We start from the raw sequence: 16,856 nt of genomic DNA on the forward strand, positions 1-16,856 counted from the left end.
AAAAGGAACAATGAAGAAAATTATTTTATCAATGGCTATGCTTACCTTGGTGGGAGCAACAGCCACAGCACAGGAAAACAATGATGGTCTGACACCGAGCCGTCCGCTTACTTCGGGAGAGCTCTTTCAAGGTATGAGCCGTTCCATTCCTAACGGGCGTGTCGTCCTGCCATACGGCTTGGACGTAACCTTTGACAAGACCGTGCATCTTATCTTCCCTTCTGCCATCCGCTATGTAGACTTAGGTTCGCAGAATATCATCGCAGGAAAGGCGGAGGATGCTGAGAACGTACTACGTGTAAAGGCTTCAGTGAAGGACTTTGAGACGGAGACCAATATGAGTGTCATCTGCGAGGACGGCTCATTTTACGCTTTTAATGTAAAGTATGCCGATGAGCCGGAGAAGTTAAGCATCGAGATGAAGGACTTTCTGTCACCAACGGACGGACGACTGCCAAGCAATCGCTCTGATATTTACTTTAAGGAACTCGGTAACGAGTCGCCCGTATTAGTAAAACTGATGATGCAGACCATCTATCAGAACGACAGGCGCAGCATCAAGCACATCGGTGCTCAGCAGTTCGGCATGAAGTTCCTGCTTCGTGGCTTGTATGCCCATAATGGCTTGCTGTATTTCCACACTTGTATGGAAAACGGCACGAATATGCCGTACTCTGTGGATTTTATCACATTTAAGGTGGTTGATAAGAAGATGGCAAAGCGTACCGCCATACAGGAACAAGTATTGCAGCCGCTTCGTGCCTATCATCAGGTAATGCAGGTGCGTGGCATGGGCAGTGAACACGCTGTGTTTGCGCTTGAGCAGTTTTCTCTTGCTGAAGACAAGCAGCTTGAAGTGACGCTTTATGAGAGAAATGGCGGTCGCACGCTGACCTTCCATGTAACGGCAGAAGACCTACAACTGGCAAAGAGGATTGATAACCTCAAACTGAAATGGTAGACATTATGAAGAAGAAAATCATTTTATCGGTTTGTGCAGCGGTGGCAATGGCTTTTAGCTTGCCATCGCAGGCACAGCGACTTATCCCCAAGCAAAGGGGCGTAGAGGTCGCAGGGAGTGTTCCGCTTATCAAGGGTGAAAAGTTCCTTGCAGCTGGCAATTTTGGCATGGGAGCATCACTCACCCGATATCTGGGGTGTGAGAACTATACCTTTGTTATGGCAGAGTATGAACAACAGAATATGCCGTACAGGGATTATGCAGTGAAACTCAAAGATGCGCTCTTACAGGTGGGCTATATGTACCCTGTTCTCTCCGACAGAGGTAAGAACGTGTTTCTCTATGGTGGCATATCCGCCTTGGGTGGCTATGAGCAGCTGAACGAGGACAAGAAGCTGCTGCCCGATGGGGCAACACTGCTCGACCGCTCCCGCTTTGTCTATGGCGGTGCCGTGCATGGCTCGGTGGAAGTGTTTCTAACAGATGGAGTCCTTTTTCTTGTAAAGGCGCAGGGACGGTTCCTCTTTGGAACGGACGTGCATCGTTTCCGTCCGGCTGTTTCAGCGGGACTAAGGTTTAACTTTTAAGTAGAAGAAAAAATGAAGAAGATATTGAATACGATTTGGGTAATGGGTGTGCTGACCCTTGCCGTGTTTTGCCTATCTGCTTGTGATAGGGATTTGGATGTGGAGCAGTCTTATCCGTTTACGGTGGAGACAATGCCGGTTCAGAAGGATATCATAAGGGGGCAGACGGCTGAGATACGCTGCACGCTGAAGCGGGGCGGTGAGTTTGCTGACACTCGCTATACGATACGTTATTTCCAGTCTGATGGCAAGGGCTTGCTAAGAAATGATAATGGTACTATCTTCAAGCCGAACGACCGCTATCCGCTGACGAAAGATGTGTTCCGCTTATATTACACTTCTCTGTCAGCCGATCGCCAGACGATTGATATATACGTGGAGGATAGTTTCGGTAAAGTTCAGCAGCTGACCTTTAGTTTCAACAACGAGCGGGAAGAGGGCAAGGAAAAGCCCGCACCTTCTCGCCACTAAGGACATAATTGATGCGAACGATAAATTCTTTCATTTTACTTTGTGTATTCTGCCTGTTCTGTCAGCCGACCCTTGCCCAGCGCAGGGTGCGGCTGGCCGACTTGCCACCTTTTGAGCGTGCAGTGGTCTGTATCAAGTATTTTGAGGGTCTGCACGGCAGGAAGGATTATCCTTATGTCGGGTATGGTCATCAGCTATTGCCGGGTGAGCACTTCACGGCAGCAATGACGGAATGGCAGGCGGACTCTCTCCTGCGTGCTGACCTTTGGAAATGCTTTGAACATTTCAAGGGCTATGGTAAGGATGCACTACTGCTTACCTTGCTTGCCTACAATGTGGGCGTAGGTCGTTTGCTCGGTTACGGCAACCATCCCAAAAGCCGGCTAATACGAAAGATAGAGTCGGGCGACAGGAATTTCTACCGTGAATTTGTCTCTTTCTGCCGACACAAAGGCAAAGTCCTGCGTGGACTTGTCAAACGGCGTAAAGTGGAGTTTGCACTGTTTTATATACCCTGATTATCAAATACACCTCTTGCGACATTTTAATGCTCGCAAGGGGCGTTTTCTTGTTGTTTTTCTTCCTTCTTCACAATGAAGATTGAAACGACTGTAATAGGTGGAGGGATGAAACAACTAACACCAATGGAACAATGATTGTTTAGTCTTTTCTTTCCTTTCCTTTTTCTCTTTCATCCACCCTTCCTTATGCAATAGAATCCCATTAACACCTTGTACAAGGGTGATGTTTTCTTCGTCGATGATAGTAGTTACGCTCATAATCTTATGTTTTGGGGTTATTGTTCTTTTTCGATGATGCTTTTTGCGGCTTCACGCAGCGAAACAAGCAGACGGATTCCATTTTCTCTGTCTGTACGTCATCGCCATACATACTCCTAAGCCGGCTATCAGCTTCAGCAAAAGTGTCGTATGGAGGATGGAAGAATCCCTTTCTTTCCAAGACTTTCTTAACAAGGAAGTCTCCTAATCGGCGTTCGTCCCTGACATAAAAGCAGCCACAAAAACAACCTCCGGGTTTCAACACGCGGAAGATTTCGGCAAAGGCTTTGTCTTTGTCAGGGAAAGCCTGAAAACCGTTCATGGACAGCACATAATCGAAGCTCTCGTCTGTATAAGGCAGCTCTCCGACATCGCCTTGTACCAAAGACAGGTTGTCTATATCCTCAGTCTCCTTCCGCAGAGTCGCAATGGCTATCATTTCCTCAGAATAGTCCAAGCCTACTATCTCGGCTGCCTTCATTCGGCGATACTTTCCGGCGGTGAAAATGGCAGTACCGACGGGTACGTCAAGCAGTCGTCCGTGGAAATCGTCCGGTATGAAATCAAGCACCTTCCGAGCCAAGAGATTACCATCTTCTTTCCATACCAGTCGCATATACATCCTCGACCACCACTTTCGTCCGGTCAGCACGTCGTCGTAATGCTCCATCATTCTCTTGTAGGAATTGCTCTGCTTGTGTCCCATTGTTTTTCTTTTTAATAGATGTTATCTTCTTATTTTGCAAAAGATAGGCTGCGCTCGGCAAATTGAAAGCGAGCTTTCTTTGCGCTCACTGGCACTACTTTTGCAAAAGTATGACATTCGCTTTGTCCCTGCAATCGCCAAAAATAGTGATTTTTGTTTTCAAGAAAAATGAGAAAGATGCTTTGCTGTCATATAAAGTCAGGCATGGTGTGTATATTGAATAATGGAAAGAATCCTAAAAATCTGCTACTATACAAGATAGAAGCAAAGTAACAAATTCTTTACAAGAATCTTGCAGCATCTTTTCAAATACAAGGGGTAAAATAATGCGAAGATTGGTAAAGCAAAGGCAAGTGGAGTTTACCTTGCTTTGATTAGCCCCCAATCGGTCATTAGGCTATTTTTCCACGTCATTTCGTCGTTTTCTAATGACTGCCATTAGAAAACACATTGCATAAACAATTTGTTTTCAATGATTTACAAACACGACCACGACTTCAAATTTTCTAATGACCGATTTGGGTTAAATGGTATTCTGATAGGTGTTTGTAAAAATGTGCTTTCAAGTAGTAAAATAAACGATAGATATTTTGCCTTCTCTCTAAAATGTTGTATCTTTGCATCGAATTTTAGGTCGAGCCACTTTGAGCCAGTACTAAGATGTTTTTCTAATATTAACTTTTGTGTTTTTCGAGAGCCTCTGAGCCATGAAGATACAAGCAAAAATTTATGCTTATGTATAAATTACGTTTGTCAATTTCGTGGCAGGGTATATTTATCTGCTATGATAAAGAAGAAAAGGGCTCGAAGCCGGGTAAGAAAATGTCAGTCTACCAGCAGACGTGTATGAAACTGAAATGGTATAAATTTATCTTTTCCGTTATCAAGTATGTGTTGAGAGGCTTGTTCGTTCTGCACTTGTTCCTTTGAGCCGAAACAATTAAGGGAGCCGACCGCATCACTGCGACCGGCTCCTAAAAAATTAGAGAGTTATAAAATTCTTTCGGTTATGGATTGGGGTTAGTTCCGCCTCCAGAAGTACCAGAATCTTCTGCATCGAGCTTGCCTTTCCATTCTTCCCACTCGATGTCCACGTCCGACAAACCGCGCACGGCACGGGCACCGGTTTGTAATTGAACGGGCGGTGGTCTGCATCAAATATTTTGAGGGAAGCACGGCAAGAAGGATCACCCTTACGTCGGGTATGGTCATCAGCTTTTGTCTGGTGAATGCTTCTCTCCTAATATGTCGGAACGGCAAGCAGACTCACTGCTTCGTGCTGACCTTTTGAAATACTTTGAGTATTTCAAAAATATGACAAAGATACCCTATTACTTGCCGCCTTATCCTACAACGTTGGAGCGGGCAGGATGCTGGAATATAGCAAACATCCTAAGAGTAGATTGCTACGGAAAATAGACTCGGGCAACAGAAGTTTCTACCGTGAATTTATCTTTTTCTGTCAATATAAAGGCAAGGTGTTACGATAATTGGTAAGGCGACGATATGTTGAACTTCATCTTTTGTATATTAGATAATTAGGAATTAAACATAAAATGCTATTAGTTCCCCTAAAAGTAGTAACTTTGTAGAAAATATAGTTTATGAAAGTAGTATTAGATACAAATATTATTTTTAGCGATTTTCATTTAAATGGAGCTAAAATTAAAGATTTATGCGAATCAGCAAAATCTATAGGGGCTACAATTTACATTCCTGCAGTAGTTATAGATGAGTCTATAAATAAATATTGCGAAAAAATACAAGATTGTAAAACGAAAATAGATAAAGTTTTTTCCGACTTTGAAAGATTGACTGACAAAAAAGTGAATTTGTCTCAAAAATCAATTGATGTTATCACAAAAGAAAAAGAAGAATATGCCATTTTTTTTAATGCTCAAATTAGGCGTCTAAATATAAATATTATACCATATCCTTCTACTTCTCACAAAGATTTAGTAAGTCGCGACCTTGCTCGTAAAAGGCCTTTTCAAGAAAGTGGGAAAGGGTATCGAGATGCTCTTATATGGGAGAGTCTCCTTACAATATGCACTAAACCTAATGATCTGTTCGATATGCCACAAGTGGTGTTTATAAACAAGAATCATAAGGACTTTTGCTTAGAAGGTGATCTACATCCTGATTTGCGAGAAGATTTGTCTAAATTAAATATAAATGAAGATCATGTTGAAGTTGTAGAGGATATTGATGTGTTCATTAAGAAGTTTGCTAAGCCCAAACAAAAAATCCTTCAAAAAATCAAAGATGCTTTTCAATCCCATGGTAGCTATGCAGATATTAATATTATTCATGAAACTGAACAGCGTTTAGATAAATTTTTATTATATCGACAATTTGATTACGAGAATAGTCCGTTTAGGCAGGAATTTGAAAATCCCTCTGTGGTAGAAATAGGAAAGCCTGAAATTAAATTAGATGAAGTACGACAAATATCAGAAAATGAAGTTGTAATTGAGTATACTGTCAATGTAGAATGTACTTTTGATGTCTTTTTATTTAAGGCAGATGCAATGTGCATGGATGAAGAAGAATTACCTCAGGTTTGGGACAATGATTGGAATAAGCATTATATGGCGGCATCTGACACAGCTACAATAAATCTGAAAATTTTCTTAATTGTAGATAATTCATTTACAAAAGTGTTGTCAGATGATATTGAAATAATAGATAATGCCGACTATCAAAATTAAAGGACTTTAAAAGATATTTCCTGCGACTTTCTTTTGCTTCTTTTCTTTGGTCGCCTGCTTGTTCAAAGAAAAAGAAAAGAAGCCACGCAATTTTTGAGGTTGCGTGGCTCATTTGTATTAGGGCTTTTCGGTTATTCCAAGTATAGCCTTAGATTTTTCCTGTGCTCAATATAAAGAAACGATAGTTTTCTTATTCCCTACCAACTTATTAGATGAGAAATGACCTCTGCTCCTGTCTAAATACAGAACTTTGCTACACGCTGGTTACCGCGACGGTAAAAGGAAGGTACCTTATAGAGCATCCGGAAGAGGAAGGGGTAACGTCCTTGATCATAATCGCTCATATAATACTCCTTTGATAGATGCAAATGCGGGTGCCATTGTTCCATATCCGCAGTATTCAATATCGACCATCTGAACTCTGCTTTATGCTCGGTCTTACTTACGGCATCGTGTTGTTTCGCGTGTTTTACGAGCATATACGCCAGAATTTCCAAAAGGATGGTGGTGTTATTGAGTTGCGAACACACCATATTAAAGAAAGTTTTTACCTGCTCTTCATCGAAATACATCAGCACACCTTCAAGTATGATGAGCACAGGAGCATTGTGCTTCTTTACCGTTTTAATCCATTCTTCATCAAAAAGCGATAGGGACAGGTAGGTGTTCTTTTCGGTTTCGGGCAGGAGTTGACGGCGGATGGCAATGACTTCGGGCAGGTCAAGATCGTACCAATGACCGACATTCGGCTTGCCTAAGCGCTGATAACGGGCATCAATACCAGCCCCCAACTGTATCACTACGGCATCCGGGTGCTGGGCCAAGAATTCTTTTGTCTCGTCATCTATCAGCTTCGCACGTACACACACGCCCACCTGAGACATCTTTGCACCCTTAAATTTGGTAAAATCATAGTCCACTTGCCCTATCATCTCGGCAGCAAAGGGGTCGGATAGGATTGGTCTCGGATGGTTATACTCCGTTGCTTTAGCCCATAAAGGTATCAGCATCGTTTCGGGAATACTTGTAAGTTGCTTTGTTTCCATTTTATCTTTATTTTCAAATGACAATTTATTCGTCCAATTATGCTACAAAGATATAAAGATCATAAAGCCAATACAATACTTATTTATAGGTATTCTATTGTTTTTGCGGAGTGGGACTTTGCCTCCCTGAATTCCATTTAGCAAGTGGTGCGGAGTGGGATTTTGACCTCAAAATTCCATTTCGCAAGTGGTGCGGAGTGGGATTTTGACCTCAATATTGCATTTAGCAGGTGGTGCGGAGTGGGATTTCGACCTCAATATTGTATTTCGCAAGTAGTGCGGAATGGGATTTCGACCTCATTATTCCATTTTGCAGGTGGTGCGGAATGGGATTTCGACCTCAAAAATCCATTTTGCGAGTAAAAATGAAGCGAAAACGCTTGGATTCTTGCAATCTTTTACTAAAATTTGAGCAACAATTTTTATCAACCCCTAAACCAAGATCAAGATGGAGAAGGTTCGCATTATCAATCTACAGAAGTTGAATAACGCTGAATATGCCTATTTCGCTCAGCAAGTGAGTAACCTCATTCACGAGGGCACTGTCGAGAAACTGCACGTGGGTGCCGCCACACTTACTGCTTTCGATGCCGATCTGAAATTGCTGACCGACATCGTGGCGCAGAGCCGCATTTCGGACGAGACAGCCGAGATTGCGGTGATAGACAAGCAGACCGACGACCTGATAACCTACATCTTCTCGGCCATCCGCAGCGCGAGGCAGAGCCCCGTTGCCGCGCAGAAGGCTGCTGCCACCACGCTCTATAATGCCACTAAGACATACGCCGGCATCCAGCGAATGGCGCAGCGGCAGGAGGTGCAACAGGCACGCGGTCTGCTCACCGACCTTGCCAAGCCCGACCTCAAGGCGCACGTTCAGACGCTTGCCCTCCAGCCCGCAGTTGACCAGCTCTCCGCCACCATCACGCGCTACGCCTCGCTGCTAGAAAGCCGCGCCGTATCGCAGCTTGCTGCCAACCTTGGTGCCGCCAAGCCTGTACGTGAAAAAATGAACGCCGAGTACGACGAGATGACCACCGTGGCCTTTGCTTTCAGCATCGCCGCACCGGCAGCCGAACTCGCCACGTTTATCACGAAGCTCAACAAGCTCATCGACGACACCAACACCGCCTACAATCAGAGCCGTGCGCAGATGCAGACCTCTAAGGGTACGGCATCGGGCGGAAAGAAGCCCGAGGAGGTGAAGCGCGTGGAGTCGCTTATCGCCGCCTATGAGCAGGATGCCCACTTCACGCCGGGCGTGATGAAGTTCACAGGCCTTGCTGCGGGCACCGGCTCGGAACGCGCCTATAAGATGGTGACCGACGACGTGGACAATCCCTTCTGGGTGTGCATCGTGGACGGCAAACTCGTGGACGTGGAGTTTAAGATTCAGCCCGGAGAGCCGGGTGGGCTGCCTATCGAGAAGCTGAAGTAATTGAGTACAGGAAGTTAGGTGTAAGCAAATTGAGACAAAGCGGAGCAATCGCAGGGCGTGCGGTTGCTCCATTAGAAAAAGAAAACATAATGAAAGCGGACTATAATTTCATAGAAAGCAATAAAAGTAGTTGGAATCAAAGGACCCAAGAACACTATGATTCCGATTTTTATGATGTCAAGGGCTTTGTGGAGGGAAAGTCGTCACTAAATCCTATCGAGTTGGGGCTGCTTGGTAATATCAGGGGGAAGAAGATTTTGCACTTGCAATGCCACTTCGGATTGGATTCGATTTCTCTGTCGCGCATGGGTGGTGAAGTGACGGGTATTGATTTATCTGATGAAGCGATAAGAAAGGCACGCCAACTTGCCAAAGACTCCGGGACAGACACAAGGTTTGTCTGTTGCAATATCTTTGATTTACCGGACTATTTAGACGAAACTTTTGATATTGTTTTCACAAGTTATGGCGTTATCAATTGGTTTCCCAATCTTGATGAATGGGGAAGAATCGTAAGTCGTTATCTCAAGCCTGACGGGAAATTTGTAATGGTGGAATTTCATCCTGTCTTGTGGATGTTTGATACAAAGTTTGAGAGAGTAGAATCTGCTTATTCAAGGGAAGAGCCTTATATAAGTACGTCGCAAACATATACAAACGCTTCAGAGGCTGGTAAGGAATATGTGGAGGTAACTTGGAATCATGGGTTGTCTAAGGTACTTCAAGGATTATTGCATGCTAATCTGCGAATAGTTGATTTTCAAGAGTACGATTACTCGCCCTTTAACTTGTTTGGAAATATGGAGGAAGATAGGGGGATGTATCATCTGAAAGACAGAAAAGGAATGATACCTATACTTTTTTCAGTCGTTGCAGAGCGGTGATTTTGAAGTATTATGAAAAAGATTTTTCATAATGGTTAAGGCAAGCCATTGAGTCCTGACCAATTGAATTTCAAGCAAGAGTTGAGTTGCAGAGAGTATTATGCATCGCGACTTTCTTTTGCTTCTTTTCTTTGGTCGCCTGCTCGTTCAAAGAAAAAGAAAAGAAGCCACGCAATTTTGAGGTTGCGTGGCTCATTGTGTTAGGGCTTTTCGGTTGTTTCAATTATCCGTTCTTCGGGGTGGGTATCAAAAGCCCAATTGATTTGTTCATCGGGCAGGGTGCTGTGTACTCCTCTGCCCATCACCATTCCACAATCTTCAAGGATTTTGCGCTCGGCTTCCTCTCGGTCTGTGGCTGCAACCTCAAACACTCCTTCAAAAACGTATTGGGTGCGTACTCTGTAAACTTTCCTTTCCATATCTTCAAAATTCAGCAATGAGTAATCTGTGTTCCATCGGCTCGCCATTCGATAACCTGCGGTGAGTGAGCCAAAAATGGTGCGCTCCGTAACCATAGACAAAAAACTTGTCAAGTTCCGTTTCTTGGGAGATTTGGAGGAGTGCGGTCTGCAACTCCTCCTTGTTCTCGGCTATGCTTATGCCATTGATAACTCTCACGATGATGTTGGGAATTTCGTCTGCCCAACTGCGAATAATGCCTTCTATCTGTACTTTCATATTGCTTTGTTTTATGGATTGTGTTATGCGGTTGCTCTCTGCGCTATCATTCTCATATTCTTCTGCATCAAGGCGAGTATCTGCTCGTGGTACTCGGTGTTCTTGTTGCACACGCCACGACTTTGCACCACTTTCATCGTTTCCAATGATACCTCGATGGTCTCGATGCGCTCTCCGTCCTTTGTGGCAGAGAAGATAAGCGACTGCGGTTTGCTGTAATAGTGTGCGTCATATACGCAATGGTGCATTGCCGTGCCTTCCTCTAAATGCTCCTGCACACTCTCCAAAACGTGGATGCGGATAATGCCGTCAGTAAACTCTATGCCAAAGAATTTTGCTTTGAGTTGCTTGTATGCTTGTTCGGCTTCCATCGCTTCCTTGCGCTTCTTGATAATATTCTCACGTTCTTTCATTGCTCTGCGCTTGGCTTGGTAATGGTCGTGCGCTGCTCTTAGGTCGTTGGGGCAAACATACTTTGGACTACGTGTGTCCTTGTCGAGTGTCGCAAGTGTATCAATCATATCACACCACAAATTGCCGTCCTCTACTTGGTAGCCGTTGCGCAAACAAATGCGGATAGATGCCCAATACTTGTCAATCTTGGCATATCTGTCCCTAATAAAGTGGCGAAGTAGGGAGAATTGTCCAGACTTCAATAAGGTTTCCGCCTTGTTATCCGTAAGAATGGAATGGAACAACTCAAAGGGGGTAAGGTCGTGGAACGCTCCCTTAAATCCGTTGCGCTTGATGTCCTTCATCACTCCATAACGTGGGTAAATGCCGTGTGGAAGTATGTCGTACAAAGGCTTGTCGGGGCGGATTTCCAAATCACTGCCAAACTGCCACGTATCATACCAACAACTCATCGGGCGAAGTCGTGCCAACACTGCGCTTTTGCCGTCGGGAGCAATCCAACGCTCAACCACCTCCGAACAAAATCGTCTTATCGGTTGTCCTTGCTTGCGGTACACCTCCATATAGAAGTAACGTATCACTTGGTAGCCTTTGAAGGTGGTGAGTACGCAATAGTATGCAATATCCTTAAATACCCTCTGCCGTTCTGTATGTATGGTGAGTTTCGTTCCGCAATGGGGGCAAATGGTGGTCTTGCCTTTATGCCGTGTGTCCGTCCATTGGTGTCCACACTCCAAACAAGTGTGTTCGCCTTTCGTGTTGCGCTTGGCAATATGCTCAAAAAGATGCGTGTATGCCCATTGCTCTTGCTTATCGGTAATGGTGGGGAGTTGGGTTGCCAACTCCGCCACTTGCTTCTGAAATTTATTTCTTGGTTTCATCTTTTTTTCTCCTATCGTTAGTGTGAGTACATTTGGCTTACCCTTTACTCGTCACGGAATACATATCCACTCTCAAACCAATACCCCTCGTCAAAGAGTTCGTCCGCATACTTGTCATAATCAAAGTATCGCTCTGCAAATTCGGATAGTTCGTGCTCCATACTTACCTTTTCTCTTGCAAACTCCTCTTTGCTCACATATCTGCCTACAAAAGCGGAATTGAATTGCCTCATTAGGTAATAGACGGATTCGGTTAAATCCTTGCCGGTATTCTCTACCCATATCCAAAAGGCACTCACATTCATACCGTCCAAATTCTCCAACTCGTCCCTCAGTTCAAAGAAGTTGCTATCCAAATGCCCCTCGTCAATAAATGCTTCGGGAATGTTCTCCCAATCTTGGAACATCAATTCGGGTTCTTCCTCGTCTTGGTGGAGTTCGTGGCATACTTCCATAAACTCGTCTTGGTCGTAACAATCAGAAAGGTCTATCCACTTACCTCTTAGTGAGCCTTCGTTATACTTGGCATATGTGCCTACATAGATGCGTGCTTCGCTTAAATCGTATCGTTCCATAGTCTTTGTTTTTTAGAAGTCAAACAATGAAGGTTGTGCAACCTCTGCCGTTTCTTTCTTTTGTGGTCTTGCGTTACGGCTCTGTATCTTGGCGAGTTCCTCACGTTGGTACTGCTTGATGGCTTCTTGCCTTGCTTCGGCTTTCTCCTCCTCTGTGAGTTCTACAAGATGATTTACTGCCACTCTGCACGTGGTTGCTTTCCCCACTTCGATTTCGTCCTCGTCATAGTAGTGGACTGCCATTGAATAGATTTCATCGTCCTCAAAGCCATTGCACCCACTCGCCTGTACTTGGTTCAAGATGTAAATTACACACTCCTCGATGCTCTTGTTAGGCTTCATCAAGTTGGGAGCAAACAAAGGGTCTGTCGCTGCACGCTGATTGAGATACTCGGCTATTGCTCTCGTAAAATGTTCTGTTCCTTTCATAGTCGTTTAATGTTTGGGAATTTCTACTATTTGGTTTATCTGTCCGCAAAGGAAACTTTTTAGGCTGGTGCGGTCGGGTGCATAATACTCTGACCAATGTCCGTATTGATTGACCAAATACTTCTTCAATACGTCCATAAAGTCAAACCGATAACCCATTAGGGGAACGGCTGTACGGAAGTGGGTGTTGGTGTTCACCGCTTCGGCAAGCCAATTCTTTTCTTCACGGCTCATTCGCTCCCCACGATTGAGTTTCAAACGGAGAAGATACACCTTACTGCCACTCAATTTGTCCAATGTCTCAACGTCCCACTGCACAAACTTAGTCGCCACCAAACGCTCACTTTCATCAACCACCGAACTTATGCGGTAATGAGAGGAGGAGCTATATCCTTTTTTCTTCATCGAAGATGTGATATTTACTTTCTGCTGTTCCATAATGACATTTTTTTATGCGTCCAAAGATCGGAGTATGCTGATTCCTTTTTGTAGCAATAAGAAGGTAGGGGGCGCAGCCGGCACAAGGTTTTGCAGGAAAATACTACCCGAAATGAAATGTAGGTGTGGAGATTTTCCGTGCAAACCAAAGGCACTGACCTTGTGCAAGCCGTAGCCCCTTACTACCTTTGCGAATAAAAAGAAATCAGCACCGACTTATGGCACATCAAAGTGGAATAGATGGACGTGAGAAGCGAAAGTGCAACGCCTTGTATGGAAAACGAAAAATGGTGGTTACCTCAAATCGAGATAACCACCCATAAAGAAGAATGAATCGAAGAATATCTTTCCTTGTGCGCTCAGAGCACACAGAGCAGGATTGCCACGATGACGGCAAGCCAGAACAGCCAACGCAGGATTGTAAAGGTTACTTGCAGTATCACTCTGACAATGAAGCGTAGTATCAGGAAACCGAGAATAACCGAAACGGCGGTTACGACTTGCGGCGTAACTATCTTCGAGATGAGGTAAACTGCACCGATAACGATGGAAAGCAGAACGACGAGTTCGATGAAGCGTGTCCAACCGAAGCGGCGGACTTGCTTGGGAGAAGTCGGCAGCTGCCTGTTCTTATCGGTTTTGTTCGATGCGTCTGCCTTGATGAAGGCAGGTGTGTGAACGATTTCGTCAAGCCGTGAGGACAAAGGAAGCTCGCTTCTTTTGTCTCGGCGAGAAATCGAGCTTTTAAGAACGTCTTGATTCATGATGATTGTATTCATAATCGGGGCTTTTAATAGTTCAAGAGCGATAACAAGATGCTCTAACGACCCAAAGACAAGTGTTTGCAAAACTCTTGACGTGTGGAGTGGAGCGTTTATCTTGGCTCTTGACACTACAAAAGTCCCCGATGGTGATGTGTCAAGTCATGTTCTCACCGCCTATCGTTGGCAGACCATTGACCTCGATGAGCAGCACGATGGTACCGGTCAGTTCGGTGTACAGTTTGTCGTATTCTGTACCTGCCGCAAAGTCGTCCGTGAGTTCGTACTTGGTAAATACCGCTTGAATAGCCTTGTTGTTCAGCAAAATTAGTGCTAACCTTTCGGGAAGCGGGCTTGGCAGCTCCTTTTCATACTCCTGCTCCAGCACGGAGACAAGGGTGTCATACTTTGAGAAGTGCAAGTCGTGGTACAGCACTTCGCTTGCCATCACCTCTGCTTCGGGGTAGGAGAAACCTTGCGCCACGGCATCGCAGTAAGCCGTCAATGCCTCGTCTGCGCGAGCAGTTACAAACGCATTGTCATTCACTCTCTCTGGAAAATGCTCTCCGAGATACGCCTCCAGCTTCAGACGGAAGTAAGAAAGCTCTTTCTTTGTTGTTGCCATAAGTCTTAATGATTTGTTATTATAATAGGTGTATCACTCTTTTTGGTATAACGTCGCTTGGTCGCCTTTGCAGGCGGAGCACTTGCGAAGTCGAACTTATCCAATTTCTTGGATACGGCAAGCATATCATTCTCAATCTTCTTGTTCGTTATGCGGGCATAAAGCTGAGTTGTAGTTATGCTTGTGTGTCCTAACATCTTGGACACTGATTCTACTGGAACACCCTTGGTGAGCATCATCGTGGCAAAGGTGTGCCGGGCCATGTGAAAGGTCAGGTTCTTGTTGATACCGCAAACATCGGCTATCTCTTTCAAATAAGAGTTCATACGCTGGTTGCTGAGAATGGGTATCAATCTACCATTCTTTGCTTTGCCCTCATACTTCTTGATAATCATCTTAGGAATATCGAGAAGAAGGATATGGCTTAACGTATCAGTTTTCTGACGTGCCGTTACGATCCACTGCTTGCCGTCCATCGTTATGATATTGTCAGGAGTAAGGTTGGCTACATCAACGTAAGCAAGTCCTGTAAAGCAAGAGAATAAGAAGATGTCGCGAACATTTACCAATCGCTGCGTTGCAAATTCCTTGTGCATGATGGTATCCACTTCTTCGTCTGTCAAAAAGCCACGATCAACTCTTTTGGTCTTGAAGTGGATATTGAGGAATGGGTCGTGATTAAACACTCCAGCCTTTCGACCAAATATGATAACCGTCTTGAAAGTCTTTAAGGTCTTGATGGCCGTGTTAAAGCTCTGTCCAACCACCGTCTTGAGATAGACATCGAAATCGTGAATGACAATCGGGGTTAGTTCAATAATATTGAGGTCTGTGCGTGAATACTTCTCTTGAATGAACTTGGCGAAGTGACGCTTGCAGATGTCAAACTTGCGATAATTGGCTTTGGTAACTCCACAGCCAATCTGTGCATACATATCATTATTATATTTGGTAAACAATGAAAGAACGGTCTCCATATCCTCACGTTTACCAAGATATTCCGATTTGATGCGTTCAAGGCTGAGTTCTTCTGAGAACTCCAATCGTTGGAATATCATCTGAAGGTCTGTGCTGATGCTCGTCAGTTGTGCGTTGGTAGCCAAAGCCTCCTTGGTTCGTCCCCGTACTTTACCCAGTGTGCTATCCCACATTTCGGGATCAACACTAACGCCTGTTGTGCCGAGTGCCATTCTTTCTCCATTAAGATGGATACGCATCATAACCGATGCTTTTCCTTCTTTGTTCAAATAATTGCTTCGCAGATAGAAGCTTGTTCTGAAAATACTCTTCATACTTACAAGTTTTTAGTGCAGAAGTAAATCGTGCTTTCGACCCGTTTAAGGGTGAGTTACGCGTTATTTTTACAGCTGCAAAGTTCGACATAATTCTTTGAATAACAATGAAGTATGCGGTATCTGTGTGTACTCTGTACGGTATCAGTGGCTACAATTTTACAAAGTCGATTTTTTCTGTAGCCATATTGTAGCCAGTTGGGAGTATTTTGAGCGTTTCGGCGGTATCTGTATGTACTCCCAAGCAGGGAAGTATATAAACGAATAATCGCCGTAACTCGTTGAAGTTACGGCGATTATCTGATTTAATCATTTTTTGTTTTTCTCTTGTTCAGAGTACGTAAAGTGGAGCTGGAGGGAATCGAACCCTCGTCCAAACGAGGAAATCATAAGCTTTCTACATGCTTATCTTTGCTTGGATTTTCGTGCTGCAACAGAACCAAAGCCATCAATCGCAACCTTATCCCCTAAAGTTTCATCCGTGCCACGAGGCTGGCACGAACTATCCCCGATGTGACTGCACCACTGAACCGGAATGCTTCGGAGCAACGGCTTCCGAGTGATGTCTCGTCCCGGCACCTTGTGCCGGGATTAAGCTAATCTACTATACTTCGATTAAGCAGCAAGAGCGTAATTAGTTTCGCCAGATAAAATTTTGAAGACTGAGATTTAAGTGCAAATCGACGACGCACTGCATGCTTACTTACCATTTCTGCCCGCTGTCAAATCCAGTCAACCCCTTAACCTTGTTGTTTGCAGCAGTTCCGCTTTCTGCGGTGCAAAGATACAAAAATTTTATTTAAGCAGAGACTTATTTCGGAATAAAACTTCTGAGCGTGGATTGCATAAGTTCCGCTTTGGCTTCGGGAAATATTTTTCTTTTGAAAAAACTTATCAATTTGTTGTTTAGGAAGTGAAAGAAAAAGGTGAGAACTGTTCCGTACTGAGGGTACATCAGTCGTATACTGATGTGGCTTCAGTCGTATACTGATCTACCCCCTCTTCAAAAGGTGTCCTGACGGGGAATCTGCTTTCGGAGTTTATTTTCGGAAGTAAAGTTGTTTGGTAAATAGTTGTTACATATTCAGCGTCCTTATCGTTTCAGCTTCTTTTCGGACTTTCTCTCTCTTTTTACTCGTCATATGGCTTATTGTGCTTCTACTATAAACCGAAAAGCATT

The 16,856-nt window shown here is 44.3% G+C and carries 19 protein-coding genes, 1 other RNA gene and 1 pseudogene; 8 read left to right on the forward strand and 13 right to left on the reverse strand.

Going from position 1 to position 16,856, the window contains the following annotated elements:
* Positions 1-10 precede the first annotated feature (10 nt).
* From traN to C4H11_RS12045, 4 genes are read left to right on the forward strand one after another with little or no spacing between them, the layout of a single operon-like run.
* Entirely contained in the window at positions 11-961 is a 951-nt protein-coding gene (traN, locus tag C4H11_RS12030) for a conjugative transposon protein TraN (protein ID WP_106042355.1), read from the forward strand.
* Positions 955-1,548 carry a conjugal transfer protein TraO gene (locus C4H11_RS12035; RefSeq protein ID WP_106042357.1) on the forward strand — a complete coding sequence of 198 codons (594 nt, stop codon included), beginning with the start codon at positions 955-957 and terminating at the stop codon, positions 1,546-1,548. Before traN ends, C4H11_RS12035 begins: the two co-directional genes overlap by 7 nt.
* Positions 1,549-1,560: 12 nt before the next feature.
* Positions 1,561-2,019: a DUF3872 domain-containing protein gene (locus C4H11_RS12040; RefSeq protein WP_106042360.1), complete on the forward strand. Its 459-nt coding sequence runs from the start codon at positions 1,561-1,563 to the stop codon at positions 2,017-2,019.
* Positions 2,020-2,030: 11 nt separating this feature from the next.
* Complete coding sequence (locus C4H11_RS12045; protein ID WP_018911116.1) at positions 2,031-2,537, forward strand: glycoside hydrolase family protein; 507 nt, start codon at positions 2,031-2,033, stop codon at positions 2,535-2,537.
* Between the two features lie 117 nt (positions 2,538-2,654).
* Here C4H11_RS12045 and C4H11_RS14235 read toward each other — a convergent pair whose 3' ends face one another.
* Positions 2,655-2,798 (reverse strand): hypothetical protein, encoded by a 144-nt coding sequence (locus C4H11_RS14235; RefSeq protein WP_004374631.1) that lies wholly within the window; start codon positions 2,796-2,798, stop codon positions 2,655-2,657.
* Positions 2,799-2,802: 4 nt separating this feature from the next.
* Positions 2,803-3,504 carry a class I SAM-dependent methyltransferase gene (locus tag C4H11_RS12050; protein WP_018911115.1) on the reverse strand — a complete coding sequence of 234 codons (702 nt, stop codon included), beginning with the start codon at positions 3,502-3,504 and terminating at the stop codon, positions 2,803-2,805.
* A gap of 1,132 nt (positions 3,505-4,636) precedes the next feature.
* Between C4H11_RS12050 and C4H11_RS14495 the strand changes: the two are divergent.
* Positions 4,637-4,994: pseudogene (locus C4H11_RS14495) on the forward strand (glycoside hydrolase family protein).
* Between the two features lie 114 nt (positions 4,995-5,108).
* On the forward strand, positions 5,109-6,215 hold the full coding sequence (locus C4H11_RS12070) for a PIN domain-containing protein (protein ID WP_018911112.1): 1,107 nt from the start codon (positions 5,109-5,111) through the stop codon (positions 6,213-6,215).
* Between the two features lie 236 nt (positions 6,216-6,451).
* On the opposite strand, the gene C4H11_RS12075 is transcribed toward C4H11_RS12070, so the two are convergent.
* Positions 6,452-7,261, reverse strand: coding sequence for a class I SAM-dependent methyltransferase (locus C4H11_RS12075; protein WP_106042362.1), 810 nt, complete (start codon positions 7,259-7,261; stop codon positions 6,452-6,454).
* 448 nt (positions 7,262-7,709) lie between these two features.
* Here C4H11_RS12075 and C4H11_RS12080 point away from each other — a divergent pair, with 448 nt between their 5' ends.
* Both C4H11_RS12080 and C4H11_RS12085 read left to right on the forward strand, forming a co-directional pair.
* Positions 7,710-8,699 (forward strand): DUF6261 family protein, encoded by a 990-nt coding sequence (locus C4H11_RS12080; RefSeq protein WP_106042364.1) that lies wholly within the window; start codon positions 7,710-7,712, stop codon positions 8,697-8,699.
* An 89-nt stretch (positions 8,700-8,788) separates the two neighbouring features.
* A complete protein-coding gene (locus tag C4H11_RS12085; RefSeq protein WP_106042366.1) occupies positions 8,789-9,583 on the forward strand; it encodes a class I SAM-dependent methyltransferase in 795 nt (264 codons plus the stop codon).
* 200 nt (positions 9,584-9,783) lie between these two features.
* Here C4H11_RS12085 and C4H11_RS12090 read toward each other — a convergent pair whose 3' ends face one another.
* From C4H11_RS12090 to ssrA, 10 genes are all read right to left on the reverse strand, one after another.
* Complete coding sequence (locus tag C4H11_RS12090; protein ID WP_018911109.1) at positions 9,784-10,002, reverse strand: hypothetical protein; 219 nt, start codon at positions 10,000-10,002, stop codon at positions 9,784-9,786.
* Positions 10,003-10,006: 4 nt separating this feature from the next.
* Positions 10,007-10,261 carry a hypothetical protein gene (locus C4H11_RS12095; protein ID WP_106042368.1) on the reverse strand — a complete coding sequence of 85 codons (255 nt, stop codon included), beginning with the start codon at positions 10,259-10,261 and terminating at the stop codon, positions 10,007-10,009.
* Positions 10,262-10,284: 23 nt separating this feature from the next.
* A complete protein-coding gene (locus tag C4H11_RS12100) occupies positions 10,285-11,556 on the reverse strand; it encodes a PcfJ domain-containing protein (protein WP_018911107.1) in 1,272 nt (423 codons plus the stop codon).
* A 44-nt stretch (positions 11,557-11,600) separates the two neighbouring features.
* Positions 11,601-12,131 (reverse strand): antirestriction protein ArdA, encoded by a 531-nt coding sequence (locus tag C4H11_RS12105; protein WP_106042370.1) that lies wholly within the window; start codon positions 12,129-12,131, stop codon positions 11,601-11,603.
* A gap of 12 nt (positions 12,132-12,143) precedes the next feature.
* Positions 12,144-12,560: a PcfK-like family protein gene (locus tag C4H11_RS12110; RefSeq protein WP_106042373.1), complete on the reverse strand. Its 417-nt coding sequence runs from the start codon at positions 12,558-12,560 to the stop codon at positions 12,144-12,146.
* Positions 12,561-12,566: 6 nt separating this feature from the next.
* Entirely contained in the window at positions 12,567-12,998 is a 432-nt protein-coding gene (locus tag C4H11_RS12115; RefSeq protein WP_018911104.1) for a hypothetical protein, read from the reverse strand.
* 359 nt (positions 12,999-13,357) lie between these two features.
* On the reverse strand, positions 13,358-13,777 hold the full coding sequence (locus tag C4H11_RS12120) for a hypothetical protein (RefSeq protein ID WP_234819827.1): 420 nt from the start codon (positions 13,775-13,777) through the stop codon (positions 13,358-13,360).
* A 139-nt stretch (positions 13,778-13,916) separates the two neighbouring features.
* Entirely contained in the window at positions 13,917-14,384 is a 468-nt protein-coding gene (locus tag C4H11_RS12125; RefSeq protein ID WP_018911101.1) for a DUF1896 domain-containing protein, read from the reverse strand.
* A gap of 5 nt (positions 14,385-14,389) precedes the next feature.
* Positions 14,390-15,676 (reverse strand): site-specific integrase, encoded by a 1,287-nt coding sequence (locus C4H11_RS12130; RefSeq protein WP_106042376.1) that lies wholly within the window; start codon positions 15,674-15,676, stop codon positions 14,390-14,392.
* Positions 15,677-16,019: 343 nt separating this feature from the next.
* Positions 16,020-16,416, reverse strand: a transfer-messenger RNA (tmRNA) gene (gene ssrA / locus C4H11_RS12135).
* Between the last annotated feature and the right edge of the window lie 440 nt (positions 16,417-16,856).

It is taken from the genome of Bacteroides zoogleoformans, assembly GCF_002998435.1.
In the GTDB taxonomy this organism is placed as follows: domain Bacteria; phylum Bacteroidota; class Bacteroidia; order Bacteroidales; family Bacteroidaceae; genus Bacteroides; species Bacteroides zoogleoformans.